This is a genomic window from Allobosea sp. CS1GBMeth4, assembly GCF_900185715.1.
Classification (GTDB): Bacteria; Pseudomonadota; Alphaproteobacteria; order Rhizobiales; family Beijerinckiaceae; genus Allobosea.
Window position 1 is genome coordinate 1 of sequence record NZ_FYAS01000054.1, and the last position, 23,072, is coordinate 23,072.

19 protein-coding genes are annotated in these 23,072 nt (G+C 69.4%); 6 read left to right on the forward strand and 13 right to left on the reverse strand.

Features of this window, described 5'->3' with window-relative positions; all coding sequences use genetic code 11:
* Positions 1 to 123: 123 nt before the first annotated feature.
* Positions 124 to 1,014 (reverse strand): LysR family transcriptional regulator, encoded by an 891-nt coding sequence (locus tag CS1GBM4_RS23210; RefSeq protein ID WP_186421136.1) that lies wholly within the window; start codon positions 1,012 to 1,014, stop codon positions 124 to 126.
* Positions 1,015 to 1,148: 134 nt separating this feature from the next.
* Between CS1GBM4_RS23210 and CS1GBM4_RS23215 the strand changes: the two genes are divergently transcribed.
* Positions 1,149 to 1,601: a RidA family protein gene (locus CS1GBM4_RS23215; protein WP_186421137.1), complete on the forward strand. Its 453-nt coding sequence runs from the start codon at positions 1,149 to 1,151 to the stop codon at positions 1,599 to 1,601.
* On the opposite strand, the gene recG is transcribed toward CS1GBM4_RS23215, so the two are convergent.
* Positions 1,579 to 3,690 carry an ATP-dependent DNA helicase RecG gene (gene recG, locus CS1GBM4_RS23220; RefSeq protein ID WP_244607373.1) on the reverse strand — a complete coding sequence of 704 codons (2,112 nt, stop codon included), beginning with the start codon at positions 3,688 to 3,690 and terminating at the stop codon, positions 1,579 to 1,581. The genes CS1GBM4_RS23215 and recG overlap by 23 nt on opposite strands.
* A gap of 184 nt (positions 3,691 to 3,874) precedes the next feature.
* Between recG and CS1GBM4_RS23225 the strand changes: the two genes are divergently transcribed.
* Entirely contained in the window at positions 3,875 to 4,171 is a 297-nt protein-coding gene (locus CS1GBM4_RS23225) for a succinate dehydrogenase assembly factor 2 (RefSeq protein ID WP_186421139.1), read from the forward strand.
* A gap of 179 nt (positions 4,172 to 4,350) precedes the next feature.
* Positions 4,351 to 7,899: a transcription-repair coupling factor gene (mfd, locus tag CS1GBM4_RS23230; protein ID WP_186421140.1), complete on the forward strand. Its 3,549-nt coding sequence runs from the start codon at positions 4,351 to 4,353 to the stop codon at positions 7,897 to 7,899.
* 125 nt (positions 7,900 to 8,024) lie between these two features.
* Here the strand turns inward: mfd and CS1GBM4_RS23235 are convergent, their stop codons facing one another.
* Positions 8,025 to 9,053, reverse strand: a complete 1,029-nt coding sequence (locus CS1GBM4_RS23235; RefSeq protein WP_186421141.1) for an AMP-binding protein — start codon at positions 9,051 to 9,053, stop codon at positions 8,025 to 8,027.
* A gap of 128 nt (positions 9,054 to 9,181) precedes the next feature.
* Positions 9,182 to 11,044 (reverse strand): extracellular solute-binding protein, encoded by a 1,863-nt coding sequence (locus CS1GBM4_RS23240; protein WP_186421142.1) that lies wholly within the window; start codon positions 11,042 to 11,044, stop codon positions 9,182 to 9,184.
* A gap of 240 nt (positions 11,045 to 11,284) precedes the next feature.
* Between CS1GBM4_RS23240 and CS1GBM4_RS23245 the strand changes: the two genes are divergently transcribed.
* A complete protein-coding gene (locus CS1GBM4_RS23245) occupies positions 11,285 to 12,118 on the forward strand; it encodes an invasion associated locus B family protein (RefSeq protein ID WP_186421143.1) in 834 nt (277 codons plus the stop codon).
* Positions 12,119 to 12,181: 63 nt separating this feature from the next.
* On the opposite strand, the gene mazG is transcribed toward CS1GBM4_RS23245, so the two are convergent.
* A complete protein-coding gene (mazG, locus tag CS1GBM4_RS23250; protein WP_186421144.1) occupies positions 12,182 to 13,018 on the reverse strand; it encodes a nucleoside triphosphate pyrophosphohydrolase in 837 nt (278 codons plus the stop codon).
* A gap of 37 nt (positions 13,019 to 13,055) precedes the next feature.
* Between mazG and arfB the strand changes: the two genes are divergently transcribed.
* The gene (gene arfB / locus CS1GBM4_RS23255; protein ID WP_186421145.1) at positions 13,056 to 13,475 is read left to right on the forward strand and encodes an alternative ribosome rescue aminoacyl-tRNA hydrolase ArfB; all 420 of its coding nucleotides are present in this window, start codon (positions 13,056 to 13,058) and stop codon (positions 13,473 to 13,475) included.
* Between the two features lies 1 nt (position 13,476).
* Complete coding sequence (locus CS1GBM4_RS23260) at positions 13,477 to 14,028, forward strand: RecX family transcriptional regulator (protein WP_186421146.1); 552 nt, start codon at positions 13,477 to 13,479, stop codon at positions 14,026 to 14,028.
* Positions 14,029 to 14,040: 12 nt separating this feature from the next.
* Here the strand turns inward: CS1GBM4_RS23260 and CS1GBM4_RS23265 are convergent, their stop codons facing one another.
* The 8 genes from CS1GBM4_RS23265 to CS1GBM4_RS23300 form a co-directional block, all read right to left on the reverse strand.
* On the reverse strand, positions 14,041 to 15,021 hold the full coding sequence (locus CS1GBM4_RS23265; RefSeq protein WP_186421147.1) for a tripartite tricarboxylate transporter substrate binding protein: 981 nt from the start codon (positions 15,019 to 15,021) through the stop codon (positions 14,041 to 14,043).
* Between the two features lie 273 nt (positions 15,022 to 15,294).
* On the reverse strand, positions 15,295 to 16,092 hold the full coding sequence (locus tag CS1GBM4_RS23270) for an MBL fold metallo-hydrolase (protein WP_186421148.1): 798 nt from the start codon (positions 16,090 to 16,092) through the stop codon (positions 15,295 to 15,297).
* Positions 16,093 to 16,098: 6 nt separating this feature from the next.
* A complete protein-coding gene (locus CS1GBM4_RS23275; RefSeq protein ID WP_186421149.1) occupies positions 16,099 to 16,899 on the reverse strand; it encodes a TatD family hydrolase in 801 nt (266 codons plus the stop codon).
* The gene (gene metG, locus CS1GBM4_RS23280; RefSeq protein WP_186421150.1) at positions 16,899 to 18,458 is read right to left on the reverse strand and encodes a methionine--tRNA ligase; all 1,560 of its coding nucleotides are present in this window, start codon (positions 18,456 to 18,458) and stop codon (positions 16,899 to 16,901) included. The genes CS1GBM4_RS23275 and metG overlap by 1 nt, the downstream gene beginning before the upstream one ends.
* A gap of 143 nt (positions 18,459 to 18,601) precedes the next feature.
* The gene (locus CS1GBM4_RS23285) at positions 18,602 to 19,669 is read right to left on the reverse strand and encodes a DNA polymerase III subunit delta' (protein ID WP_186421151.1); all 1,068 of its coding nucleotides are present in this window, start codon (positions 19,667 to 19,669) and stop codon (positions 18,602 to 18,604) included.
* Entirely contained in the window at positions 19,666 to 20,352 is a 687-nt protein-coding gene (gene tmk / locus CS1GBM4_RS23290; RefSeq protein ID WP_186421152.1) for a dTMP kinase, read from the reverse strand. Before tmk ends, CS1GBM4_RS23285 begins: the two co-directional genes overlap by 4 nt.
* A 2-nt stretch (positions 20,353 to 20,354) precedes the next feature.
* Positions 20,355 to 21,566 (reverse strand): D-alanyl-D-alanine carboxypeptidase family protein, encoded by a 1,212-nt coding sequence (locus CS1GBM4_RS23295; RefSeq protein WP_186421153.1) that lies wholly within the window; start codon positions 21,564 to 21,566, stop codon positions 20,355 to 20,357.
* A 52-nt stretch (positions 21,567 to 21,618) separates the two neighbouring features.
* On the reverse strand, positions 21,619 to 22,785 hold the full coding sequence (locus CS1GBM4_RS23300; RefSeq protein ID WP_186421154.1) for a septal ring lytic transglycosylase RlpA family protein: 1,167 nt from the start codon (positions 22,783 to 22,785) through the stop codon (positions 21,619 to 21,621).
* Between the last annotated feature and the right edge of the window lie 287 nt (positions 22,786 to 23,072).

Consider the following 23,072-nt stretch of genomic DNA (forward strand, 5'->3'; position numbering starts at 1 on the left):
GGCAGCAGCGGCTCGATCAGCCGCCACTCCGCTTCGCTCAGATCGTATCGCGCCATCAAAGCCTCCTGACGGAGACGTTGAATCAGCCAAGACCAGCGGCGGCAACCTTTATGGGTTCAGAACCTAGCGCGCCGCCTTGACGACGTCGAGGAAGGCCCGCAGCGCCGGCGGCACGGCGCGATGGCCGGAATAATAGATCGCGACCCGCTCGGGAGCGGGCGTCCAGGCTGTCAGGATCCGCCGGAGGCGCCCCTCGGCCAGCGCCGTTTCAGCGGCTGGGCTTGCGACATAGGCGATGCCGAGGCCCTTGATGGCGGCGTCCACCATCAGCTCCTCGTCGTCGAGGATCACCGGCCCGCCGGTCTCGATCGTCAGCGACTGTCCGGCCCGGGCGAACTCCCAGCGGTAGAGCTTGCCGTTCGGCACGCGGTGGCCGATGCAGCGATGGCGCGCCAGCTCGTCGGGCGCGACGGGCTCGCCGAAGCGTTCGAGATAGGCGGGCGATGCGACGCAGACGAAGCTGATTTCGTCGCCGAACGGCACGGCGATCATGTCCTTCGGGATCGAGTCGACCAGGCGAACTCCGGCGTCGAAACCAGCCGCCACCACGTCGATCAGCTTCCCCTCGACGACGAGATCGACGATGACCTCGGGAAAACGCTCCGCCATCGCCGGCAGGATGCGGCGAACGAGCAGGGCAGCCGCCAGCCGCGGCGCGTTGATCCGGACCGTGCCGGCCACGCCGCCGCGGAAGCCGGCGACGCTGCCGAGCGCCTCGTCCAGATTGGCGAGCGCGGGCTGAAGCCGGGCGAGCAGTTCCGAGCCGGCCTGCGTCGGCGAGACGCTGCGCGTCGTGCGGTTGAGCAGGCGCACGCCCATGCGCTCCTCGAGCGCGCGCATTGCGTGACTCAAGGTCGAGGGCGCGGTGCCGAGTTCGTCGGCCGCGCGCCGGAAGCTGCGCCGGGTCGCCACGGCGACGAAGGCGGCGAGATCGTTGAGCGATGGGCGAGGCATTACTGGTGATCTTGCATCAGCCTGTGCCGGTTTCAACGGCTAATCCGAACAATGCTCGCCCGCTACCTCCTGTCGGCAAGAGTGCGGCCTCACGAATATCCGCCTGCGCTCGCATAACCGAGAAAGGAGCCAACATGGCCAAACGTGACGCCATTTTCCCGGCTAACGGGCATGCCCTCTACGACGTCCATCAGTATTCGGCCGCCATCCGGCATGGCGACCTGCTCTTCGTCTCCGGGCAGGTCGGCAGCCGTGAGGATGGCACGCCCGAACCGGTGTTCGAGGATCAGGTGCGGCGGGCCTTCGCCAATCTGCGCGCCGTGCTGGCCGCGGCAGGCGCGAGCTTCGACGATGTGATCGATGTCACCTCGTTCCACACCGATCCGCAGGCGCAGTTCGACACGGTGCTGGCCGTGCGCGCGGAGGAGATCGGCGAGCCGCCCTATCCGAGCTGGACCGCCGTCGGCGCGACCTGGCTCGCCGGGTTCGATTTCGAGCTCAAGGTGATCGCCCGCATTCCGCCGGTGGCGGCGGCAGCGCCGACGCACGGAGCTGAAAGCCGTTTCAGCCCGCGCGCAGCAGCCTGATCGCGACGTCGCGCTCGAACAGGTAGAGCAGCGTCCTCGCCGCCTGCCCGCGCGGCGTCTCCAGATGCGGGTCGCGCTCGATCAGCAGGCGGGCATCGTCGCGGGCCGCCGCGAGGAGATCGCCGTCGATCTCCGGCCGGGCGATGCGCCAGTCGGGTGAGCCGGACTGGCGCGTGCCGAGCACCTCGCCTTCGCCGCGCAGGCGCAGATCCTCCTCGGCGATGCGGAAGCCGTCCTCGCTCTCGCGCATGATGGTGAGGCGCGCCTCCGCCACCGGGCCGAGCGGACCCTTGTAGAGCAGCAAGCAGGTCGAGGCGGCGCTGCCGCGGCCGATCCGCCCGCGCAGCTGGTGGAGCTGGGCGAGGCCGAAGCGCTCGGCATGCTCGATCACCATCACCGAGGCGTTGGGCACGTCGACGCCGACCTCGATCACCGTGGTCGAGACCAGGACGCGGGTCCGGCCGGCGGAGAAGGCCGCCATTGCGGCGTCCTTGTCGCGCCCCGGCATCTGGCCGTGCAGCAGGCCGACCTCGTCGCCGAAGCTGGCCTGCAGCGCCTCGAAGCGCTCCTGCGCCGCGGCGACGTCGAGCGTGTCGGATTCCTGCACCAGCGGGCAGACCCAGTAGACCTGGGCTCCGGCCTCGAGCGCGCGGCCGACGGCGCCGACGACCTCGTCATAGCGCTCGAGCGAGATCGCCCGCGTCGTGATCGGCTTGCGGCCCGCCGGCTTCTCCGAGAGGATCGAGACGTCCATGTCGCCGAACCAGGTCAGCGCCAGGGTGCGCGGGATCGGCGTCGCGGTCATCACCAGGATGTCGACCGCCTCGCCCTTGGCGCCGAGCAGAAGGCGCTGGTGCACGCCGAAACGGTGCTGCTCGTCGACCACGGCCAGCGCGAGGTCGTGGAAGGCGACACCTTCCTGGAACAGCGCATGGGTCCCGACGACGATGTCGATCTCGCCATTCGCCAGGCCTTCCAGCACCTGCCGGCGGCCCGGCCCCTTCTCGCGGCCGGTGAGCAGCGCGAGCTCGAGGCCGGCCTTGTCGGCGAGCGGGGCGAGACGCTCGGCATGCTGGCGCGCCAGGATCTCGGTCGGCGCCATCAGTACCGACTGCCGGCGCGCCTCGGCCGCGGCCGCCATCGCCATCAGCGCGACGACGGTCTTGCCCGAGCCGACATCGCCCTGGAGCAGGCGCAGCATGCGCTCGGGTTTCTCCATGTCGTCATGGATATCGGCGATCGCTTTGCGTTGGCCGTCGGTGAGCACGAAGGGCAGGGCGGTCTCGATGGCATGACGCAAGGCGCCGTCGCCGGCCGTGGCGCGCCCGGCCGCCTTCTTCTGCTGGCGGCGGACGAGCGCGAGGGCGATCTGGCTGGCGAGCAACTCGTCATAGGCGATGCGTCGGCGCGCGACCGTCTCGCCGGTCGCGGCCTTGAGGTCGGCAGGGTGATGCAGGGCGTGGACGGCGCCGCGGAAGGGCGCGAAGTCGTTGCGGGCGAGGAACGCCGGGTCCTGCCATTCCGGCAGTTCCGGACAGCGCTCGGCGGCGCCGGCGGCGATGCGCGCCATGACGCGTCCGCCGATGCCCTCGGTCAGCCCGTAGACCGGCTCGACCGAAGGCAGTGTGGCGGCGAGCCTGGGATCGAGGATTCGGTCGGGATGCACCATCTGGCGCATGCCGTCCCAGAGCTCGAGCTTGCCCGAGATGATGCGATGGGCGCCGATCGGCAGGCTCTGCAGGAGATGGCGGACATCGGCATGGAAGAAGACCAGCGTGACGTCGCCGGTCTCGTCCTCGACGATGACGCGATAGGGCGCCTTCGCCTTGGTCGGCGGGGCAGGACGATGCTCGGTCACCCGCGCCGAGAAGGTCGCGACCTCGCCGATCGGCGCCTCCGCGATGCTATTGCTTGGCCGCCGATCGATCGCGCCGGTCGGCAGATGGAACATCAGGTCGATGACGCGGGCGGGATGGGTCTCGTCGCCGAGCAGCCTGTCGAGCGCCTTGGCGAGCTTGGGGCCGACGCCGGAGAGCGCCGTGGCCGGGGCGAAGAGCGGATCGAGGACGGATGGGCGCAATGGTCTCACGGCATGTCAGGAGTGCGGAGCCGGCGGCGTCTCGGCCGCTGACTTCGCGAGATGGCATCGCTATATAGCTCGCCAGAGCAGGATGCGAAAAAGTGGAAACCGGTTTTTCGCGGGAATCCTGCTCTCGATCAGAGGCAGGCTCCGCGACGGGGCCGGCCCAATTTCCATTTCCGCGAGGCCGATGATGAGTGGCTCGACCCGTAGCAGCGCCGATCTCGACCCGCGCCGGCGCAAGATCCTGTTCCGCGCCTGGCATCGCGGCATGCGCGAGATGGACCTGATCATGGGCCGCTTCGCCGATGCCGAGATCGGCGGGCTGAGCGAGGCCGAGCTCGACGAGTTCGAACGGCTGATCGAGGTGCTCGACCGCGACCTGTTGAGCTGGGTGACGGGGGAGGCGCAGGTGCCGGAGAACTACGACAGCGACGTGTTCCGTCGGCTGAAGACGTTCCATCGGCACGACAAGCCGATCCATGTGTGAGGGCTTGGCCTGCTCCCTCCATTGTCATTCCGGGACTTCGCGCAGCGAAGAACCCGGAACCCGCGACCGGGTGAGCTGCCAGGAACTTGCACCAGATTTTCCACCCAGTCGTGGGTTCCGGGTTCGCGCCTGCGGCGCACACCGGAACGACAAGCCATAGTCAGAATTGAAGCGTCCCGATGAGCATTCCGCCTCCTACCCAGATCGCCAAGCCGCAGCTCGAGCGCATCCTCGATGCGCTGAACCGCGGCGACAAGCCGGTGCTCGCCGGTGTGCCCGACGGTTTCGACGCCGTCGTGCTCGCCGACCTGACGCGCGCCCGGGCGAAGAAATCGGAAGGCCCGGCGCTACTCGTCTTCGTCGCCCGCGACGGCCAGCGCTTGCAGGTGCTGGAGAACGCGCTGGCCTTCGTCGCGCCCGATCTCGAGGTGATGACCTTCCCGGCCTGGGACTGCCAGCCCTATGACCGCGTCTCGCCGGCGCCTTCCATCGTGGCGCACCGGATGACGACGCTGTCGCGCCTCGCCAAGACCAAATCCGGCGACCGGCCGCGCCTGCTGCTGACCACGGTCAACGCCGCGCTCCAGCGCGTGCCGGCCTTCGGCAAGGTGGCATCGGAGAGCTTTTCGGCCGCGCCGGGCAACATGGTCGATACCGAGGAGCTGGCGCGCTGGCTCGACGTCAACGGCTATCTCAGGACCTCCACCGTGCGGGAGACCGGCGAATTCGCCGTGCGCGGGGGGATCGTCGACCTCTACCCGCCGGGCATGCCGGCGCCGATCCGGCTCGACTTCTTCGGCGACACGCTCGAATCGATCCGCACCTTCGATCCGGAGACGCAGCGCACCACCGGGCAATTGCGCGGGCTCGACCTGGTGCCGATGTCCGAGGCGCAGATGACGAGCGACTCGATCCGTCGCTTCCGCCAGTCCTATATCGCGACCTTCGGCACGCCCGGCCGCGACGACACGCTCTACGAGGCGGTGAGCGAGGGAAGGCGTCCGGCTGGCCTCGAACACTGGCTGCCGCTGCTGGCCGAGAAGCTCGATACGCTCTTCACCTATCTGCCTGATGTGCCGATCGTGCTCGACCATCATGCCGACGATGCGGTCGGCGAGCGCATCAGCCTGATCAAGGACTATTACGACGCCCGCAAGAGCGCGCTCGACCAGCCGTCGCCGGGCTCGGTGCCGTACAAGCCACTGCCGCCGGAGGCGCTGTATCTCTCGCCGGCCGACTGGCGCGGTATCGTCGGCGAGGCCGGGGTCGCTTCGCTGACGCCGTTCCAGCTGCCCGAGAGCGAGGGCAAGCTCGTCGTCGATCTCGGCGGCAAGCAGGGCCGCAGCTTCGCGGCCGAGCGGGCCGACAATTCCGGTGGCGTCTTCGACGCGGCGGTCGCGCATGTGAAGGCGCTGGAGGCGGATGGGCGCCGCGTCATCCTCGCGGCCTGGTCGGAGGGCTCGCGCGAGCGGCTCGCCCATGTGCTCGCCGATCACGGCCTCAAGACCGTGCAGATGACCGGCAGCCTGCGCGCCGCCTTCGACCTCAAGCCCGGCACCACGGCGCTGGCGGTCTGGGGCTTCGAGACCGGTTTCGAGGCCGGCAAGCTCGCAGTCATCGGCGAGCAGGACATTCTCGGCGACCGGCTGGTGCGGCCGCGCCGCAAGACGCGCCGGCCGCAGGACTTCATCAATGAACTGTCCTCGCTCACGCCGGGCGACATCGTCGTCCATGTCGACCATGGCATCGGCCGCTTCGTCGGGCTGCAATCGATCACGGCGGCCGGGGCGCCGCATGACTGCCTCGAGATCCATTATGCCGGCGACGCCAAGCTGTTCCTGCCGGCGGAGAACATCGAGCTGCTGTCGCGCTACGGCTCGGAGGACACCGAGGTCGTGCTCGATCGGCTCGGCGGCGGCGGTTGGCAGGCGCGCAAGGCCAAGCTGAAGCAGCGCATCCGCGAGATGGCCGGCAAGCTGATCCAGATCGCCGCCGCCCGCGCCCTCAAGGAAGCGCCGCGCCTGACGCCGCAGGAAGGGCTCTATGACGAGTTCTGCGCCCGCTTCCCCTATGAGGAGACCGAGGACCAGCAGAACACGATCGACGCGGTGCTGGAGGATCTCGCCGCCGGGCGGCCGATGGACCGGCTGGTCTGCGGCGATGTCGGCTTCGGCAAGACGGAGGTCGCGCTGCGTGCCGCCTTCACCGCCGCGCTCGCCGGGAAGCAGGTCGCTGTCGTGGTGCCGACGACGCTGCTGGCGCGCCAGCATTATCGCAATTTCGCCGAGCGCTTCGCGGGGCTCCCCGTGAAGGTCGGCCAGGCCTCGCGCTTCGTGCCCTCTGCCGAGCTCAAGGCGGTGAAGCAGGGCATCGCGGACGGCACCATGGACATCGCCGTCGGCACGCATGCGCTGCTCGGCAAGGGCGTCGACTTCAAGGATCTCGGGCTCGTCATCGTCGACGAGGAGCAGCATTTCGGCGTCGCCCACAAGGAACGGCTGAAGGAACTGCGCGCCGAGGTGCATATGCTGACGCTGTCGGCGACGCCGATCCCGCGCACGCTGCAGCTCGCCATGACCGGTGTACGCGAGCTCTCGATCATCGCGACGCCGCCGGTCGACCGGCTGGCTGTGCGCACCTTCGTCACGCCGTTCGATCCGCTGATCGTGCGCGAGGCGCTGCTGCGCGAGCGCTATCGCGGCGGGCGGTCGTTCTATGTCGTGCCACGCATCGAGGACATCGCCGAGGTCAAGGACTTCCTCGACAAGCAGGTGCCGGAATGCAAGGTCGGCATCGCCCATGGCCAGATGGCGGCGGGCACGCTGGAAGACGTGATGACCGCCTTCTACGAGGGCCAGTACGACATCCTGCTCTCGACCACGATCGTCGAATCCGGCCTGGACATCCCGACCGCCAACACGCTGATCGTCCACCGCGCCGACATGTTCGGCCTCGCCCAGCTCTATCAGCTCCGCGGCCGCGTCGGGCGCTCGAAGATTCGCGCCTACGCGCTGTTCACCGTTCCCGCCAACCGCAAGCTGACCGAGCAGGCCGACCGGCGGCTCAAGGTGCTGCAATCGCTCGATACGCTCGGCGCCGGCTTCCAGCTCGCCAGCCACGACCTCGACATCCGCGGCGCCGGCAACCTGCTCGGCGACGAGCAGTCCGGCCATATCAAGGAGGTCGGCTACGAGCTCTACCAGCAGATGCTGGAGGAGGCGGTGGCGGCGCTCAAGGCCGGCGTCGAGATCGAGAGCGACGCGCACTGGTCGCCGACCATCCAGATCGGCGCGCCGGTGATGATCCCCGAGCATTATATCGGCGACCTGACGCTCAGGCTGACGCTCTACAAGCGCCTCTCGACCATGGACGACGACGCCGAACTGCAGTCCTTCGGCGCCGAGCTGGTCGACCGCTTCGGCCCGCTGCCGGAGGAGGTGAAGCAGCTGCTCGAGATCGTCGCGATCAAGGCGCTGTGCAAGCGCGCCAATGTCGAGAAGGTCGAGGCCGGGCCCAAGGGCATCATCGTCGCCTTCCGCGACAACGAGTTCGCCAATCCGGAAGGTCTCGTCTCCTATGTCGCCAAGCAGGGCACCCTGGCCAAGGTCCGCCCCGATATGCGCGTCGTCTTCATCGACGAGTTCGACGATGCCGAGCAACGCCTGAAGGGCACGCGCCGGCTGCTCACCGACCTGGCCCGCATCGCCGAGCGCAAGAAGGCGGCGTAGGCGAGGCATACCGTCATTCTCGGGCGACGCGCTGCGGCGCCCCGAGAATGACGAGAAGGCGCGGGTCGGAGCCTCCTCCGGCCTTGGATGCGTGGGTCAAGCCCGAGCATGACGGCCTACCGGCTTCAGCCCGGGCTGCGCCGCCTGACCTCGACACGCTCCGGCTCGTGCGCGATCACGTCGACGATGGCGAGGTCCGGGCGGTCGAGGCGCGGCAGCCCTTCGTCCTCTCCGGCCCGGCGCGCGACGACGAGGCTGGTCAGCGCCTTGTGACTGCCGAGCCGCGAGCGGGCGAGGGCCGGCTCCATCGCGGCGGGAATGACGAGATGGACCATGCGCCCGCCCTCGAGGCAGGCGCGCAGGTCGTCGAGCACGAACAGGCCGAGCGGCAGCAATTCGACGCCGGTCAGCAGGGCGATGCCGGGGCCGGTCGCGAGCGCGGCGAGATCGCCGCCGACCAGCGTGGTGATCAGGCGCGAGGAGGCGAGCGGCTTCAGCACGCGCGAGATTTCCAGTGCCTTGGCGAGCACGTCCTTCTCGCCGATCGCGAAGGGACCGGCGAGGCTGCGGCCGTCGACGACCCGGATCGGCGCCCTGATCGCGGCCGGCGTCAGCGCCGTGGGCGTGGCGCCGTGGCCGAGCAGCGGGTCGAGCGCCGCGACGCCGTCGGGCACCTGCGTCCCGAAGCCGCCGAGGAAGCGCATGCCGAAGGAACGCGCCGCGACATCGCGCAGCAGATGCAGCGGGCGCAGATCGCCGATCCGCGGCACGCCGAGCGCCATTACCGCGCCGGAGCGCTCGATCAGGCGCAGCAGCTCCGCCTCCTTGGCATAGGCCGGCAGGACCATCGGCGAAAGGCCGGCCCTGAGACTGGCCAGGATCGAGACCAGCGCCTCAGGACCGAGCGGGGCCAGGATCGCGACGCAGGCGCCGGGTTGGGGCTTGGCAAGCAGCAGCAGGCTGGCGAGCCGGTCGACGCGGCTGTCGAGTTCGGCGAAGCCGAAGGCGTTCGGCGCGAAATCGCTCCAGTCGCGCCGGCCGGGCGGGTCGCGAAAGGCCGGCTCGTAGCCGCGGCGGGCGGCGAGCGCCTTCAGCAGGCTGTCGAAATCGAGCCCTTCGACCAGCGCGTCGATGGAGATTTCGTCCGAGCCCATCCGCATCGCCGGGCCTAGATCACGCTGATCTTGGATCGAACCGATCCGAGATCATGAGACGTGATCGATTCCAGGAGCCTGGAGCAGGATTTCTGCGGAAAACCGGTTCCCACTTTTCGCGTCCTGCTCTAGTTGGCGGGCGCCGGCGGGGAGGGCAGCCGCGCCAGCGTCTCGTTGGAGAAGAAATATCTGGGCCGCCGGTTCGGCAGGGCGATGTCGCGCGCTCGCGCCAGCCAGGTCTCCGGCAGATAATAGAGCGGCACCACGTAGAAGCCGGAGAGCAGCAGCCGGTCGAGCGTGCGCACACTCGCGACGAAATCCTCGCGCGTACGCGCCGCCAGCAGCGCCTGCAGCGTCGCATCGACCGCCGGCGAGCGCACGCCGGCATAGTTCAGCGCGCCCCTGCGCTCGGCATTGGCGGAGCCCCAGCGGCCGATCTGTTCGTTGCCGGGCGAGGCGGAGGCCGGCCAGGTCCACTGGATCATGTCGAAATCGAAGGCGGAGAGCCGGCGCCAGTACTGGACGTCGTCGATCAGCCGGACCGAGACGGCGATGCCGAGCCGGGCGAGCGAGGCGGCATAGTTCAGCGCGAGCCGCTCCTGCGGCCGGTTGGTGACGGTGATCTCGAAGCCGAAGGGCTGGTCCTGACCGTTGGTCTCGCCCGCCTTGCGCAATTGCCCGTCGCGCAGGCGGTAGCCGGCGGCCTCCAGCAGATCGAGCGCGCGGCGGGCCTGGTCGCGGTCGCGGCCGGAGCCGTCGGTCGCAGACGGCACCCAGGTCCCGGCGAGGATGTCGTCGCGCACCGCGCCCGGGAAGGCTGCGAGCAGGGCCTTCTCGCGCGGATCGGCCGGCACGCCCAGCGCCGAGAGCTCGCTGTCGGCGAAAAAGCTGCCGGCGCGGCGGTAGACGCCGTGGAACAGGTTGCGGTTGACCCATTCGAAGTCGAACAGCATGGCGAGCGCTTCGCGGACGCGGATGTCGGCAAACTGCGGCCGGCGGGTGTTGAAGACCAGCCCGGTCATGCCCTTGGGCGCCTGGAAGCGGAGCGTGTCGCGGACGATGCGGCCGTCGCGGACGGCCGGAACGTCGTAGCCGGTCATCCAGCGGGTCGGGTCGCTTTCGAGGCGGACGTCATAAAGCCCTGCCTTGAAAGCCTCGAACAATGCGTTGGAATCGCGATAGAAATCATATCGGATCTCCTCCGCGTTGAAGAGTCCGCGGGTCAGAGGATGATCCTCGGCCCAGAAATCCTTGCGGCGCTTCAGGCGCAGCATCTCGCCGGGCTTGACCTCATCGACGAGATAGGGGCCGGAGCCGAGCGCCGGCTTGAAGCTGGTCTCGCCGAACTTCGCGGCGTCGGTGGCGTGCCTGGCGAAGATCGGCATGGCGCCGATCACCAGCGGCAATTCGCGGTTGGAGCCGTCGCCGAGCTCGAAGACGACGCGGTCGGGCGCGGGGGCCTCGACCCTGGTGACGCGAGACAGGCTGGAGCGGTGGAAGGGCTTGCCCTTGGTCTTCAGCATCTCGAAGGTGAAGATCACGTCCTCCGCCGTCACCGGACGGCCGTCGGAGAAGCGGGCGCGCGGGTCGATCTGGAAAGCGAGGCGGGTCCGCTCCGGATCGAGCTCGACCTTGCTCGCCAGCAGGCCATAGGCGGTGAAGGGCTCGTCGGCGGAGCGGAAGAGCAGGCTCTGCTGGACATAGCGCGGCACCGCGTCCGGCGCGACGCCCAGCACGACCAGCGGGTTGAGGCTGTCGAAGGTGCCCTGCTGGCCGAAGATGATTCGCCCGCCCTTCGGAGCCGCGGGATCGGCATAGGGCAGGTGCTCGAAGCCTTTCGGGAGTTCCGGCTCGCCATGCATGGCGATGGCGTTGTCGTTCTCGGCCGCGCGCAGGCGTGCGCCCTCGCCGAGGCCGAAAGTCGCGAGGCCTCCGAGGACGAGCCCGAAAATCCAGGCCGGGCGCGCCGGGGCGCGGAAACGTCGATGCATGCTCAAACCTGATTCCCTGCCGCAGGATAACATGCGATCAAACTTGTCGCGCCGCGCTGTTCGGGCTGGAAACCTGCGACGGAACTCGCTAAACGCAGGCCGGGCGTCATTCAAACGCCTCAATCGCGCTTGATGTGCTCACGCCGCCACCGGCTCCGGCACCTTGCTGGTTGAGCCTTGGGTGATGCGCGCGGCCGGATACCGGCAGCGGAACAAGTTTCCATGGTCAAGGAATCGCAGATGTCAGCTTCGACCCGCCTGTCCCAGCGTCAGGGCGCCACCGCGAAAAGCACGGTCCGCGGCCTCGCGCTCGTGCTGGGCGCCGCCGTCGCTCTCGCTCCCGTCGCCTCGATCGCGCAGCAGGCCCAGCCGCAGCGCCCGGCGGGCCGCCCGGCCCAGCCGGCGCAGCAGCCCGCTCCGGCGCAGCAGCCGGCTCAGGGCCAGGCGGCGCAGACCGGCCCGACCGTCGTCCAGGTCAAGCCCGAGCCCTCGCAGACGACCTGGACCAAGGTCTGCGGCAAGGATCAGGCCGCGAACAAGGAAATCTGCTACACCACGCGCGATTTCGTCTCGGACCAGGGCCAGCCGGTGCTCGCCGTCGCGGTCTACGACGTGAAGGGCGATCCCAACAAGATCGTGCGCTTCCTGATGCCGCTCGGCCTGCTGCTGCAGCCGGGCATCCGCTTCGGCGTCGACACGGCGCAGCCGACCGCGGGCCGCTACGCGGTCTGCTTCCCGAATGGCTGCTTCGCCGAGGCTCAGGTCAAGGACGATTTCATCAACGCGATGAAGAAGGGCACGAATCTCAACGTCAGCGTCCAGAACCAGGCCGCGCGCGAGGTCTCCTTCACCATCCCGCTCTCCGATTTCGCCAAGGGCTTCGACGGCGCGCCGATCGATCCCAAGGTGCTGGAGGAGCAGCAGAAGGCGCTTCAGGACGAGCTCGCCAAGCGCCAGGAGGAACTGCGCAAGCGTCTCGGCGGCGGCGCGGCCGACGCCACGCCCGGCGCAGCGCCGGCTCCGGGAACGCCGGCCGCTCCGGCCCCCGGCGCGACGCCGGCGCCGAAGCCCTGATATCCCTTTCAGGCTGAACGCATATCATCGACGCCGGGCCTCGCGCCCGGCGTTTTCGTTTGCTCAGGAGGCGGCGCGTTCGCTGCGCTTGACCTCTTGCCAGAGCGCTTCGAGCTCCTCCAGCGAAGCCTCGCGCGGCTCGCGCCCGTCCTTCTCCAGCGCCGCCTCGATACCGGCGAAGCGGCGCTCGAACTTGGCGTTCGCCGCCGCGAGGCAGGCTTCCGGATCGGCCTCGACATGGCGAGCGAGGTTGGCGACGACGAAGAGCAGGTCGCCGATCTCCTCCCGGATCGCCGCCTTGTCGCCCGAGGCCAGCGCCTCATCGATCTCCCCCGTCTCCTCTCGGATCTTGTCCAGCACCAGCCGCGCGTCGTTCCAGTCGAAGCCGACGGTCGAAGCCTTGGCCTGCAGCTTCAAGGCACGGGTGAGCGAGGGCAGCGCGGCCGGCACGCCGGCGAGCAGGCCCCTGGTCTCGGCGGGTTCGGGCAGGCCGGCGGCGCGGTGCGCGGCCACCTTGTCGGCCTTCTCCTGCGCCTTGATCTGGCCCCACAGGGCCTTGACCTGCGCCGGTGACAGGTCGCGCGCGTCGCCGAAGACATGGGGGTGCCGGCGGATCAGCTTGGTGGTGATCGCCTCGACCACGTCGGGGAAGGCGAAGCTGCCCTGCTCCTGGGCCATCCGGGCATGGAACACCACCTGCAGCAGGAGGTCGCCGAGCTCGTCCTTGAGATCGACGAGATCGCCGCGGGCGATCGCGTCGGCGACCTCATAGGCCTCCTCGATGGTGTAGGGCGCGATCGAGGCGAAGTCCTGCTCGAGATCCCAGGGGCAGCCCGTGCCGGGCGTGCGCAGCGCCGCCATGATCTCGATCAGGCGCTCGATGTCGCGGGACGGCTTCATCGCTGCAATCCTCTTCCGGTTGAGCTAGCCTCCTCCCATGATTCAAGTCACCCCGTCCATCGCCATCGACGAGAGCGAGATCGAGGAGAGCTTCGTGCGCGCCTCGGGACCCGGCGGGCAGAACGTCAACAAGGTGTCGACCGCGGTCGAGCTCAGATTCGACGTCCGGCGCTCGCCGTCCCTGCCCAACGAGGTGGCGATCCGCCTGATGAAGCTCGCCGGGAGCCGGCTGACGCAGGATGGCGTCGTCGTCATCACGGCGCAGGAGCATCGCAGCCAGAGCCGCAACCGCGAAGAGGCGCTGGCGCGGCTGCTGGAGCTGATCCGGCAGGCCACGGTGACGCCGAAGGTCAGGCGCCCGACCAGGCCGACCAAGGCCTCGCGCGAGCGGCGCCTCGCATCCAAGGAGAAGCGCTCCTCGGTCAAGTCGACCCGCGGCAAGCCGAGGTTGGACTAGCTTGGCCGAGGAGCGGGAAGGGGCGTCCCTGCCGCGGGAGCGCAGGGGTCCGAGGCGGATCGACGAAGCCTATCTGCGCCGCGCCGCGCTGCATTATCTCGAGCGCTATTCGGCACCGGAAGCGCAATTGCGGCGCGTCCTGCTACGCAAGGTCGAACGGAGCTGCCGCCATCACGGCCTCGAGCCGTCGGCATTCTCGACGATGGTGGACGAGGTCGTGACGTCCTGCCTCGCCTCCGGGCTGGTCGACGATCGCAGGTTCGCGGAGGCGAGGGCGCAGAGCCTGCGCCGAAAGGGGCGCTCGGCCCGCGCCGTCGCGGCCGGGCTGGCGGCGAAAGGCGTCGAGCGCGCGCTCGCTGCCGAAATGGCAACGGTGAACGACGAGGCGGAGCTGGCGGCGGCCCAGATCGCCGCGAGGCGCAAGCGCCTCGGACCATGGAGCCGCGGTGACCGGTCGGAGCAGCGCCAGAAACACATCGCGGCGCTGGCGCGCGCCGGATTCAGCCTCGCGGTCGCCCGGGCGGTGATCGACGGCCCGGGCGAGGGCGCATGACGGCGCTTCGGCTCAGTCGGGCTTGACGTTGGCTTCCGCCACGACCTTGCCCCAGCGGGCGACCTCGGACTTGACGAAATCGCCGAAGGCAGGACCGTAAAGGCTCGGGATCTCCGAGCCGTTCTTCTTCCAGGCCTCGGTCACCATCGGCGACGCCAGCGCCTTCTGCACCTCGGCGGTCATCCGGGCGACGATCTCGGGCGGCGTGTTCTTCGGCGCCCACATCGCATACCAGGTCGAGACCTCGTAGCCCGGCACGCCCGCCTCCGCGGTGGTCGGGACATCGGGGAAGGCGCCGGCGCGCTTGGGCGCCGCGACGGCGAGCGCACGCAAGGTGCCGCTGGAGATCTGCGCCGCGGACGAACCGAGACCGTCGAAGGCGAGGTCGACCTGGCCGGCGACGAGGTCCTGCATCAGCGGGCCGGCGCCGCGATAGGGGACATGGGTCAGGTTGACCTTGGTGGTGAGCTTGAACAGTTCGCCGGCGAGATGGTGGGTGGTGCCGTTGCCGGCCGAGCCATAGTTCAGCTTATCGGGGTTCTTCCTGGCGTAGTCGATCAGCTCGGCGAGCGTCTTGGCCTGGACCTTGCCCGGATGGACGACGACGACCTGAGGCGGCTGGGCGATGACGCCGATCGGGATGAAGTCGGTCTGGATGTTGTAGTCGAGCCTGGGATAGAGCGCCGGCGCGATGGCGTGATGGGCGGCGCCGATGAAGAAGGTGTAGCCGTCGGGCGTCGCCTTCGAGGCGGCCGAGGCGCCGACCGTGCCGCCGGCACCGCCGCGATTGTCGATCAGGATGCGCTGGCCCAGCTGCTGTTCGAGCTGCGCGGCAAGGGGGCGCGCGAAGGCGTCGGTGCCGCCGCCGGCCGGGAACGGCACGATGAAGCTCACCGGCCTCTGCGGCCAGGACTGTGCGGTCGCCGGCGCCGCCGGGACAAGCTGAGCAAAGGTGGCGAGCGCCAGTGCGCCGAGCCAGCCGGACTTCAACATCGAATGGACCTCCCTGGAATTGTCTGGACTCTTCACGGTCCTTGCGAGTGCGCGTCGGGCGATCGCCGAGCGGTGGCGGAGATTAGCGCATCGCGACGTCGCAATGGCAAGCCGACCAAGGTCGTGAGTGCGCGGCCTTGTGGGCGCAGGGAGGCTGCGCGCAGCGCTTGCTGATCGAAGCGGCCGCTCGCGTCAGCGCATCTCCGATTCGCATAAGACATATTATGGAACTTAAATCGATGCGCTGTCAGGCAACCGACCGAACTCCCTGGCTCAGACGACGATCGTCATGCCATCGAACGCCGGTTCAATATCGTCCGGCAAGCACTTGGACAGGCTGGCATAATCGAGATCGACATGGAGGTTCGTCAGCACCGTGCGTCGCGGCTTCAGCTGCGCGACCGCATCCAGGGCCTGCTCGAGATTGAAATGGCTCGGATGCGGCGCCTCGCGCAGGCAGTCGAGGATCAGCACGTCTAGCCCGGCCATCGCCGCCATCGCTTCGGGCGGGATCGCGCTGACGTCCGGCGCGTATCCGAGGCCGCCGAAGCGGAAGCCGAGCGCATCGTAGTTCGGGCCGTGCTCGAGCCGGAACGGCAGCGCCTCGACCGCGCCGCCGGCGCCGTCGATCGTGAGCGGCTCCCCGGCCGAGAGCGGCGCCAGATCGAGGATCGGCGGATAGAGGCTGCCGGGCGGCGTCTCGAACAGATAGCCGAAGCGCTGGCGCAACGTCGCCGCGGTCACCGCGTCGGCATGGACCGGGATGCGCCTGCGCATGTGCAGGACGAGCGCGCGCAGATCGTCGATGCCGTGGGTGTGGTCGGCGTGGTCGTGGCTGAACAGCGTCGCGTCGAGCCGGTCGACCTTCGCCGACAGCAATTGCTCGCGCAGGTCCGGCGTGGTGTCGACCAGCACGCTGGTGGCGCCGTGCGGACCGTGGCGCTCGATCAGGATCGAGCAGCGCCGCCGCCGGTTCTTCGGCTCGTCAGGATCGCAGGCGCCCCAGCCGGAACCCGGACGCGGCACGCCGCCGGATGAGCCGCAGCCGAGGATGGTGACGGTCAGGCTCATCCTGCCCTAGGCGACCTGTGGCACCGGCGCGGCATGGTCCATCTTCCAGTAGCAGCGCTTGGCATTCTGCGTCGTGATCCTGGCGATGTCGTTGAAGGACACGGCCTTCACCTCGGCGAGAACCTTCGCGGTCTCAACGACATAGGAGGGTTCGTTGCGCTTGCCGCGATAGGGCGTCGGGGCGAGATAGGGCGCGTCGGTCTCGACCAGCAGGTGCTCCAGCGGGACGATGCGGGCGATTTCGCGCAGCGCCTGCGAGGTCTTGAAGGTCAGGATTCCGGAGAAGGAGATATAGAAGCCGAGCTCGACGCCGGTGCGCGCCAGCATCTCGCCCGCCGTGAAGCAGTGCAGGATGGCGGAGAAGGCGCCCTTCCCCATCTCCTCGGTCAGGATCGCCGCCATGTCCTCGTCGGCCTGCCGGGCATGGATCACCAGCGGCAGCCGCGTCTCGCGTGCTGCCGCGATATGGGTGCGCAGGCCCTGCGCCTGGGCTTCGCGCGGGCTCAGGTCGTAATGGTAGTCGAGCCCGGCCTCGCCGATGGCGACGCAGCGCGGGTGACGCGACAACTCGACCAGCTGCCCGGCGGTGACGTCGAGCTCTTCATGGGCGCCGTGCGGATGGGTACCGACCGTGCACCAGACCGAGGGGAAGCGCTCCGCCAGCGCCGCATAGCTCGCGAAGCGGTCGACACGGGTCGAGATCGTCACCATCCGGCCGACGCCGGCCGCTTCCGCCCGGGCGACGTAAGCTCCGATGTCCTCGGCGAAATCCGGGAAATCGAGATGGCAGTGTGTGTCGATCAGCATCAGGCGGTCTCGCTGCCTTCCGGCTCGACATAGCGCGGGAAGACCGCGCTCGGCGCCGGCAGGGCGGTGCCCGAGATCAGGCGGCCAGCCTCGCCGAGCGCGGCGAAGCTGCGCGCCTCGGCGGGAACCGCCAGCAGGTCGAGCAGCTTGGCCATGGCCTGCGGCATCACCGGCTGGGTCAGGATCGCGACCTGCCGGATCGTCTCGATCGTGGCGTAGAGCACGGTGTCGCGCCGGGCCGGGTCGCTCTTCGACAGCTTCCACGGCTCGTTGTTGGCGAAGTAGCGGTTGGCCTCGGCGATCACCGCCCAGATCTCGGCCAGCACGAGATGCAGGGCGAAGTCCTGCATGGCGGCGCGTGCCTTGGCCAGGAGCCCGTCGGCCTGCGCCAGCATGGCGAGGTCGGCCCCGGTCAGCGTTCCGGCCGGCGGCACCCTGCCCTCGCAGTTCTTGGCGATCATCGACAGCGAACGCTGCGCCAGATTGCCGAGATCGTTGGCGAGGTCGGCGTTGATGCGCCCGACGATCGCCTCGTGGCTGTAGTTGCCGTCCTGGCCGAAGGAGACCTCGCGCAGGAAGAAGTAGCGCAGCTGGTCGACGCCGTAGCTCTCCGCGAGCGCGAACGGGTCGACGACGTTGCCGACCGATTTCGACATCTTGGCGCCCTTGTTCAGCAGGAAGCCGTGGCCGAAGACGCGCTTCGGCAGCGGCAGCCCCGCCGACATCAGGAAGGCCGGCCAGTAGACCGTGTGGAAGCGCACGATGTCCTTGCCGATGATGTGGACATCGGCCGGCCAGTAATGCCAGCGCGGATCATTCTCGTCCGGGAAGCCGCAGCCGGTGACGTAGTTGTTGAGCGCGTCGACCCAGACATACATCACGTGCCGGGGATCGCCCGGGACCGGCAGACCCCAGTCGAAGGTGGTGCGGCTGATCGACAGATCCTCGAGCCCGCCCTGCACGAAGGAGACGATCTCGTTGCGGCGCGTCTCCGGCGAGACGAAATCCGGCACGTCGCGATAAAGCGCGAGCAGCCTGTCCTGATAGGCCTTGAGCCGGAAGAAATAGCTCTCCTCCTCGACCCATTCGACCGGCGTGCCCTGGCCCCCGAGGCGCGTGCCGTCGGGCTGGAGTGTGGTCTCCTCCTCGGCATAGAAGGCCTCGTCCCGGACCGAGTACCAGCCGGAATACTTGGCGAGATAGATGTCGCCATTGGCCTCCATCCGGCGCCAGAGCTCCTGCGTCGAGGGCAGGTGGTCGGCGTCGGTGGTGCGGATGAAGCGGTCGAAGGAGCAGCCGAGCCGCTGCTCCATCTCCTTGAAGCGCGAGGCGATGCCGTCGACGAAATCCTTCGGCGAGAGCCCGTTCTGCGCGGCGGTGCGCTGCACCTTCTGGCCGTGCTCGTCGGTGCCGGTCATGGCGAAGACGTCGTAGCCGTCGAGGCGCTTGAAGCGGGCGATCGCGTCCGCCGACACCATCTCGTAGGCGTGGCCGATATGCGGCGGGCCGTTGGTGTAGTGGATCGCGGTCGTCAGATAGAACTTCGGGGCCGAGGCCATGGTCTGTCCGGTCTCCAGAGCCGGATGATCTCGAACAGCGTCGCCAGCGATGCCGTCTGAAATCCGAATCCGACTCTCATCAAAGCGTTAGAGCAGGATTGTCGCGAAAACCGGCTGCCACGTTTCGCATCCTGCCCCTGGTTTCAGGCCGCGCGCGAGCGGGAAACCGCCTCCGACAGATCGTGGAACAGCGACATGACGAGGGGGCGGCGATCGAGATTGTAGGTTTCGACCTCGTTCGCGGCGCGTGCAAGTCTCTCCCACACCTCCGCGAGGGGCGCAAGCCGGGCCGGCCCGGCGCCGGCATGTGCGTGCAGATGGGCGCCGAGCCAGCCCTGGACGGTCTCGATCATCACCCTGAAATCGGCCTCGCCCGCCCTGCCCGCCACGTCCTCGCCGAGCGCCAGCAGCGCCGAGAGATCGACCGAGGGCAGCGCGTCGAGCCGCGCCCGCACCGCCTCGACCAGCGCAAGCGTCGCCGGGTCGACATAAGTCAGCGCCCGCCTGACCGAGCCCTCCGAGAGCGCGGCGGCACGGCCGAGCGCCGAGGCGTCGTAAGGCAGGCGCATGCGCTCCAGCGCGATCGCGCCCGCCTGCGCGACCTCGCTTTCGCCGAGCGGCTCGAAGGCGAGCAGCCGGCAGCGTGAGCGGATCGTCGGCAGCAGGCGACCCGGCGCATGCGCGACGATCAGGAAGAGCGAGCGCGGCGGCGGCTCCTCGAGCAGCTTCAGCAGGGCGTTGGCGCCGGGGCGGTCGAGGTCCTCGGCCGAATCGACGATGGCGACGCGCCAGCCGCCGCCGCCCGCGCTGGAGCCGAAACGATCGATCACCCGGCGTACCAGGTCGACCGGAATGTTGCTGGTGAAGCTCTTGCCGTCCGGCCTGGGAATCCGGCGCAGCAGGTGCAGGTCGGGATGCGACTGCGCCGCGATGCGGCGGGCGGCGTCGTCCTCCGGCATGGCGAGGTCGACGGCGGCAGCGGCCCGGCGCAGGGGCTCGCCCTCGGCGAGCATAAAGCGCGCGGCGCGATAGGCGAAGCTCGCCTTGCCGATGCCCTCCGGACCGCCGAGCAGCCAGGCATGGTGCATGCGGCCGGAGCGCAGTGCCGTGAGGAACGCCTCCTCCTGCCGGCGGTGGCCGATCAGCGCCAGCGTCTCGCGCGGATGCGGGGCGTTTGGCAGGCGGTCCGGTTCGTTGCTCGATTCGATCATGCGGGCGCAATCTGCGGCAAGGGCAGCCGGCTGGAAAGCGCCTCCCAGGCCTTCTCCGCCAGCGTCTCCGGCGGAAGGCCGGCATCGAGCACGACGCAGCGCCGCGGCTCGGCGGCTGCGATGTCGAGAAAGCCCTGGCGCAGACGGCGATGGAAGGCGATCGTTTCGCTCTCGAAACGGTCCGTCGCCTCGCCCGGCCTGCGGCGCCGCGCCGCGCGCGCCAGGCCGGTCTCGGGCGCGAGATCGAGGATGAAGGTCAGCTCCGGCATCAGCCCGGCGATGGCGACGGCCTCGAGGGCGGCGAGCTTGTCCCTGGCAATCTCGCCGAGCGTACCCTGGTAGACGCGGGTCGAATCGATGAAGCGGTCGCAGATCACCCAGGCGCCGCGCCGCAGGGCCGGCCGGATGCGGCTGTCGACATGGTCGATGCGGGCGGCCTGGAACATCAGCGCCTCGGCGAAGGCGCCGTAGGGCTTGATCCTGCCGGCGAGCAGCGCCTCGCGGATGCGCTCGGCCTTGGGCGAGCCGCCGGGCTCGCGCGTCAGCTCGACGGCGATGCCGAGCGCTTCGAGCCGGGCGGCGAGCGCCCTGGCGAGAGTCGACTTGCCGGCCCCCTCCCCGCCTTCGAGCGTGATGAAATGCCCTTCCGGCCGCCCGGCGTCGTTCGTGCTGGCCTTCGCCACGCTCAGCTCCGCTTCAGGGCCCGGCGGACCCAGCCGGTCGCGGCCTCCATCAGCGCGTCGAGCGCCCGCTGCTGCAACGAGCCGACGGCGACGGTCTCGGCGGCATAGAGCGGGATCTCCAGCGTCTTGACCTCGCCGCGCGTGACCAGCAGGCGGCCGACCTCGGTGCCCTCGGCCACTGGCGCCTGCAGCGGGCCGCGATAGACGATGCGGGCGGCGAGGCGCTCGCTGCTGCCGCGCGGCACCAGCAGGCCGACCGGCCCCTTCGCCCTGAGCGCGACGCGGCCCTTCTCGCCGCCGAAGACGCTGGCCTCGCCGATCGTCTCGCCCTCGGCGAAGATCTGCCGCTGCTCGAAGGAGCGAAACCCCCATTCGAGCAGCTTGCGGGCCTCGTTGCCGCGGTCGCGCGCATTCTTCAGCCCGTTGACCACGACGATCAGCCGCTGTCCCTTCTGCACGGCCGAGCCGACGAGGCCATAGCCGGTCTCGTCGATATTGCCGGTCTTGAGGCCGTCGGCGCCGATGTCCATGGCGAGAAGCGGGTTGCGGTTGCTCTGCTTGATCTTGTTCCAGGTGAAGTCGCGCTGGCCGAAGATCCTGTAGAGCTCCGGATAGGTCTTGATGATGTGGTCGGCGAGCAGCGCGAGCTCGCGGGCCGTCGCCTTCTGCTGCGGGTCGGCCATGCCGGTCGCGTTGCGGAACTGCGATCTGGTCAGGCCGAGCGCGTGGACGCGTTCCGTCATCAGCCGCGCGAAGCTGGCCTCGTCGCCGGCCACCGCCTCGGCGAGCGCGATCGCGGCGTCGTTGCCGGACTGGACGATCAGGCCCTGCAGGAGATCGCCGAGCTTCACCCGGCTGTTGACGATCGCGAACATGGTCGAGCCGCCGGAGACGCCGCCGCCCTTGCGCCAGGCGTTCTCCGAGATCGAGATCTCGGTCTCCAGCGTCATCTTGCCGGCCGCGATCTCCTGGAAGGCGACGAGCGCCGTCGCCAGCTTGGCCATGCTCGCGGGCACCATCAGCTCGTCGGCGGCCTTCTCGTAGAGGACGGCGCCGCTGCCGGAATCGAGCAGGAGCGCGTAGGGAGCTGCCGACTGGAAGGCCTGGGCCCGGGCGAAGCCCGGGCCGAGCGCCAGGAGAACCGCGAGCAAGGCGAGTATCTCGCCGAGAACCCGCGGACGATCGGCGCGCGCCATCCCTGATCGACCCTGCATCATGTCGAGATCAGATGATGCGCGGCTCTGGGCGGTCAAGCCCGGCCGCGACTCAATTCCGCGCCAGCGGCTGCTGCGCCTGCGGCTTCAGCCCGGAGGAGAGCGGGTGACCCTTGGCGAGACGCCCGCCCGAGCTCTTCTCGGGGGCGGCGAACAGGCTGGCGGTGCGGGCCACGGGCATCGGCGCGGTCACGAGGTTCGGACGCAGCACCGGGACGGGCTTGCCGGCATTGGCGATGGTCTCGAGGTCGAACGGCCGCGACGGCGGCAACCGCACGCCACGCACCGGCACGCCTTCCGCGGACGCGGTCGCGGCGCTGGCGAGGATCGGGCTCTGCGCCGCGACCGTGCGCGGCTGCTCGGCGGCGTAGGCCTGCGCGGCGGGCTGGGCCGGAGCCGGTTCGGTCCGGGCGGGTGCAGGGGCGGGCCTGGCGGCCTCGTCGTCGAGATTCGGCCCGGCGGAGCGGCCGAGATCGACCTGCGGCGCAGCGCTGGCGATCATGGTGCGGCTGCTCTGGCCCGGGATCGAGGCGGGCGTGCCGTCGGTGCGCAGCGAAGCCAGCAGCATCTGGTCGTCGGAACCGGCGAGCGAGGCCTGGCCGAGATACTCGACCTTGATGCGCGCGGTGCCGAGATGGCGGAAGGCGAGCGCGTCGGCCGTCTTCTGCGAGACGTCCATGATGCGCCCGCCATGGAACGGGCCGCGATCGTTGACGCGCACGATCATCGAGCGGCTGTTGGCCATGTTGGTGACGCGGGCATAGGCCGGCAGCGGCATGGTCGGGTGCGCGGCGCTGATTCCGTGGCGGTCATAGACCTCGCCATTGGCGGTGCGGCGGCCGTGGAAGGCCTCGCCATACCAGGAGGCGGTGCCGACGGCGGTGTAGCCGACCGGCTTCTCGTAAGGCGTATAGCGCTTGCCGGCGACGGTGTAGCTGCGGCCGACCAGCTCGCGGCCGCCGCCCTTCGGAACCGGTTGCCCCTCCTCCACCACGCGCGGACTGGCGGGGCCGTATTTGGCCTGCGGGAAGGCGCCGATCTCCTTGGAGCGGCCGCGGCGGGCGACCTGGTCGTTGGCGCAATTCGCCAGGAAGACGCCGGCGAGTACGACGCAGCCCAGGCGGGCCGCGGTGGCGAGCGAGGAAGCGCGAGGAACGTCGTCGCAATCGGCCGTAAGGAGGGTGACCGCCGATGCCGAAGTGCCTGCGCCTCGCGTCATGCCGCATTCCCGTTCGTCGCGCCGAAAACGCAGCGACAGCCGAGCCACCATCGTGGCAAGGTCGCAGTTTTCGACCAATTCCATTAAGGGATCGTTAAGCGGGAGAAGCGCGTGCGCGACGCCGTCAACGGAAGCCCAGCCCGGCCTTTGGGCGGGCATAAAGGTGTCGGAAATGCGGCAACTGTCAATCCGCCACCCTTTCGCTGCCATTTTTCGGGGGAGCGTGACAGGCGCGCAACGGCTTCGACAAGGCGATCGGGACCTTGCGCCGCGGCCGCCCTCTGCCG

Coding starts and splice junctions, on each gene's coding strand:
- CS1GBM4_RS23210 (WP_186421136.1), bottom strand. CDS start 1,014: ATGCCTCGCCCATCGCTCAACGATCTCGCCGCCTTCGTCGCCGTGGCG.
- CS1GBM4_RS23215 (WP_186421137.1), top strand. CDS start 1,149: ATGGCCAAACGTGACGCCATTTTCCCGGCTAACGGGCATGCCCTCTAC.
- CS1GBM4_RS23225 (WP_186421139.1), top strand. CDS start 3,875: ATGAGTGGCTCGACCCGTAGCAGCGCCGATCTCGACCCGCGCCGGCGC.
- mfd (WP_186421140.1), top strand. CDS start 4,351: ATGAGCATTCCGCCTCCTACCCAGATCGCCAAGCCGCAGCTCGAGCGC.
- CS1GBM4_RS23235 (WP_186421141.1), bottom strand. CDS start 9,053: ATGGGCTCGGACGAAATCTCCATCGACGCGCTGGTCGAAGGGCTCGAT.
- CS1GBM4_RS23240 (WP_186421142.1), bottom strand. CDS start 11,044: ATGCATCGACGTTTCCGCGCCCCGGCGCGCCCGGCCTGGATTTTCGGG.
- CS1GBM4_RS23245 (WP_186421143.1), top strand. CDS start 11,285: ATGTCAGCTTCGACCCGCCTGTCCCAGCGTCAGGGCGCCACCGCGAAA.
- mazG (WP_186421144.1), bottom strand. CDS start 13,018: ATGAAGCCGTCCCGCGACATCGAGCGCCTGATCGAGATCATGGCGGCG.
- arfB (WP_186421145.1), top strand. CDS start 13,056: ATGATTCAAGTCACCCCGTCCATCGCCATCGACGAGAGCGAGATCGAG.
- CS1GBM4_RS23265 (WP_186421147.1), bottom strand. CDS start 15,021: ATGTTGAAGTCCGGCTGGCTCGGCGCACTGGCGCTCGCCACCTTTGCT.
- CS1GBM4_RS23270 (WP_186421148.1), bottom strand. CDS start 16,092: ATGAGCCTGACCGTCACCATCCTCGGCTGCGGCTCATCCGGCGGCGTG.
- CS1GBM4_RS23275 (WP_186421149.1), bottom strand. CDS start 16,899: ATGCTGATCGACACACACTGCCATCTCGATTTCCCGGATTTCGCCGAG.
- metG (WP_186421150.1), bottom strand. CDS start 18,458: ATGGCCTCGGCCCCGAAGTTCTATCTGACGACCGCGATCCACTACACC.
- CS1GBM4_RS23285 (WP_186421151.1), bottom strand. CDS start 19,669: ATGATCGAATCGAGCAACGAACCGGACCGCCTGCCAAACGCCCCGCAT.
- CS1GBM4_RS23295 (WP_186421153.1), bottom strand. CDS start 21,566: ATGCAGGGTCGATCAGGGATGGCGCGCGCCGATCGTCCGCGGGTTCTC.
- CS1GBM4_RS23300 (WP_186421154.1), bottom strand. CDS start 22,785: ATGACGCGAGGCGCAGGCACTTCGGCATCGGCGGTCACCCTCCTTACG.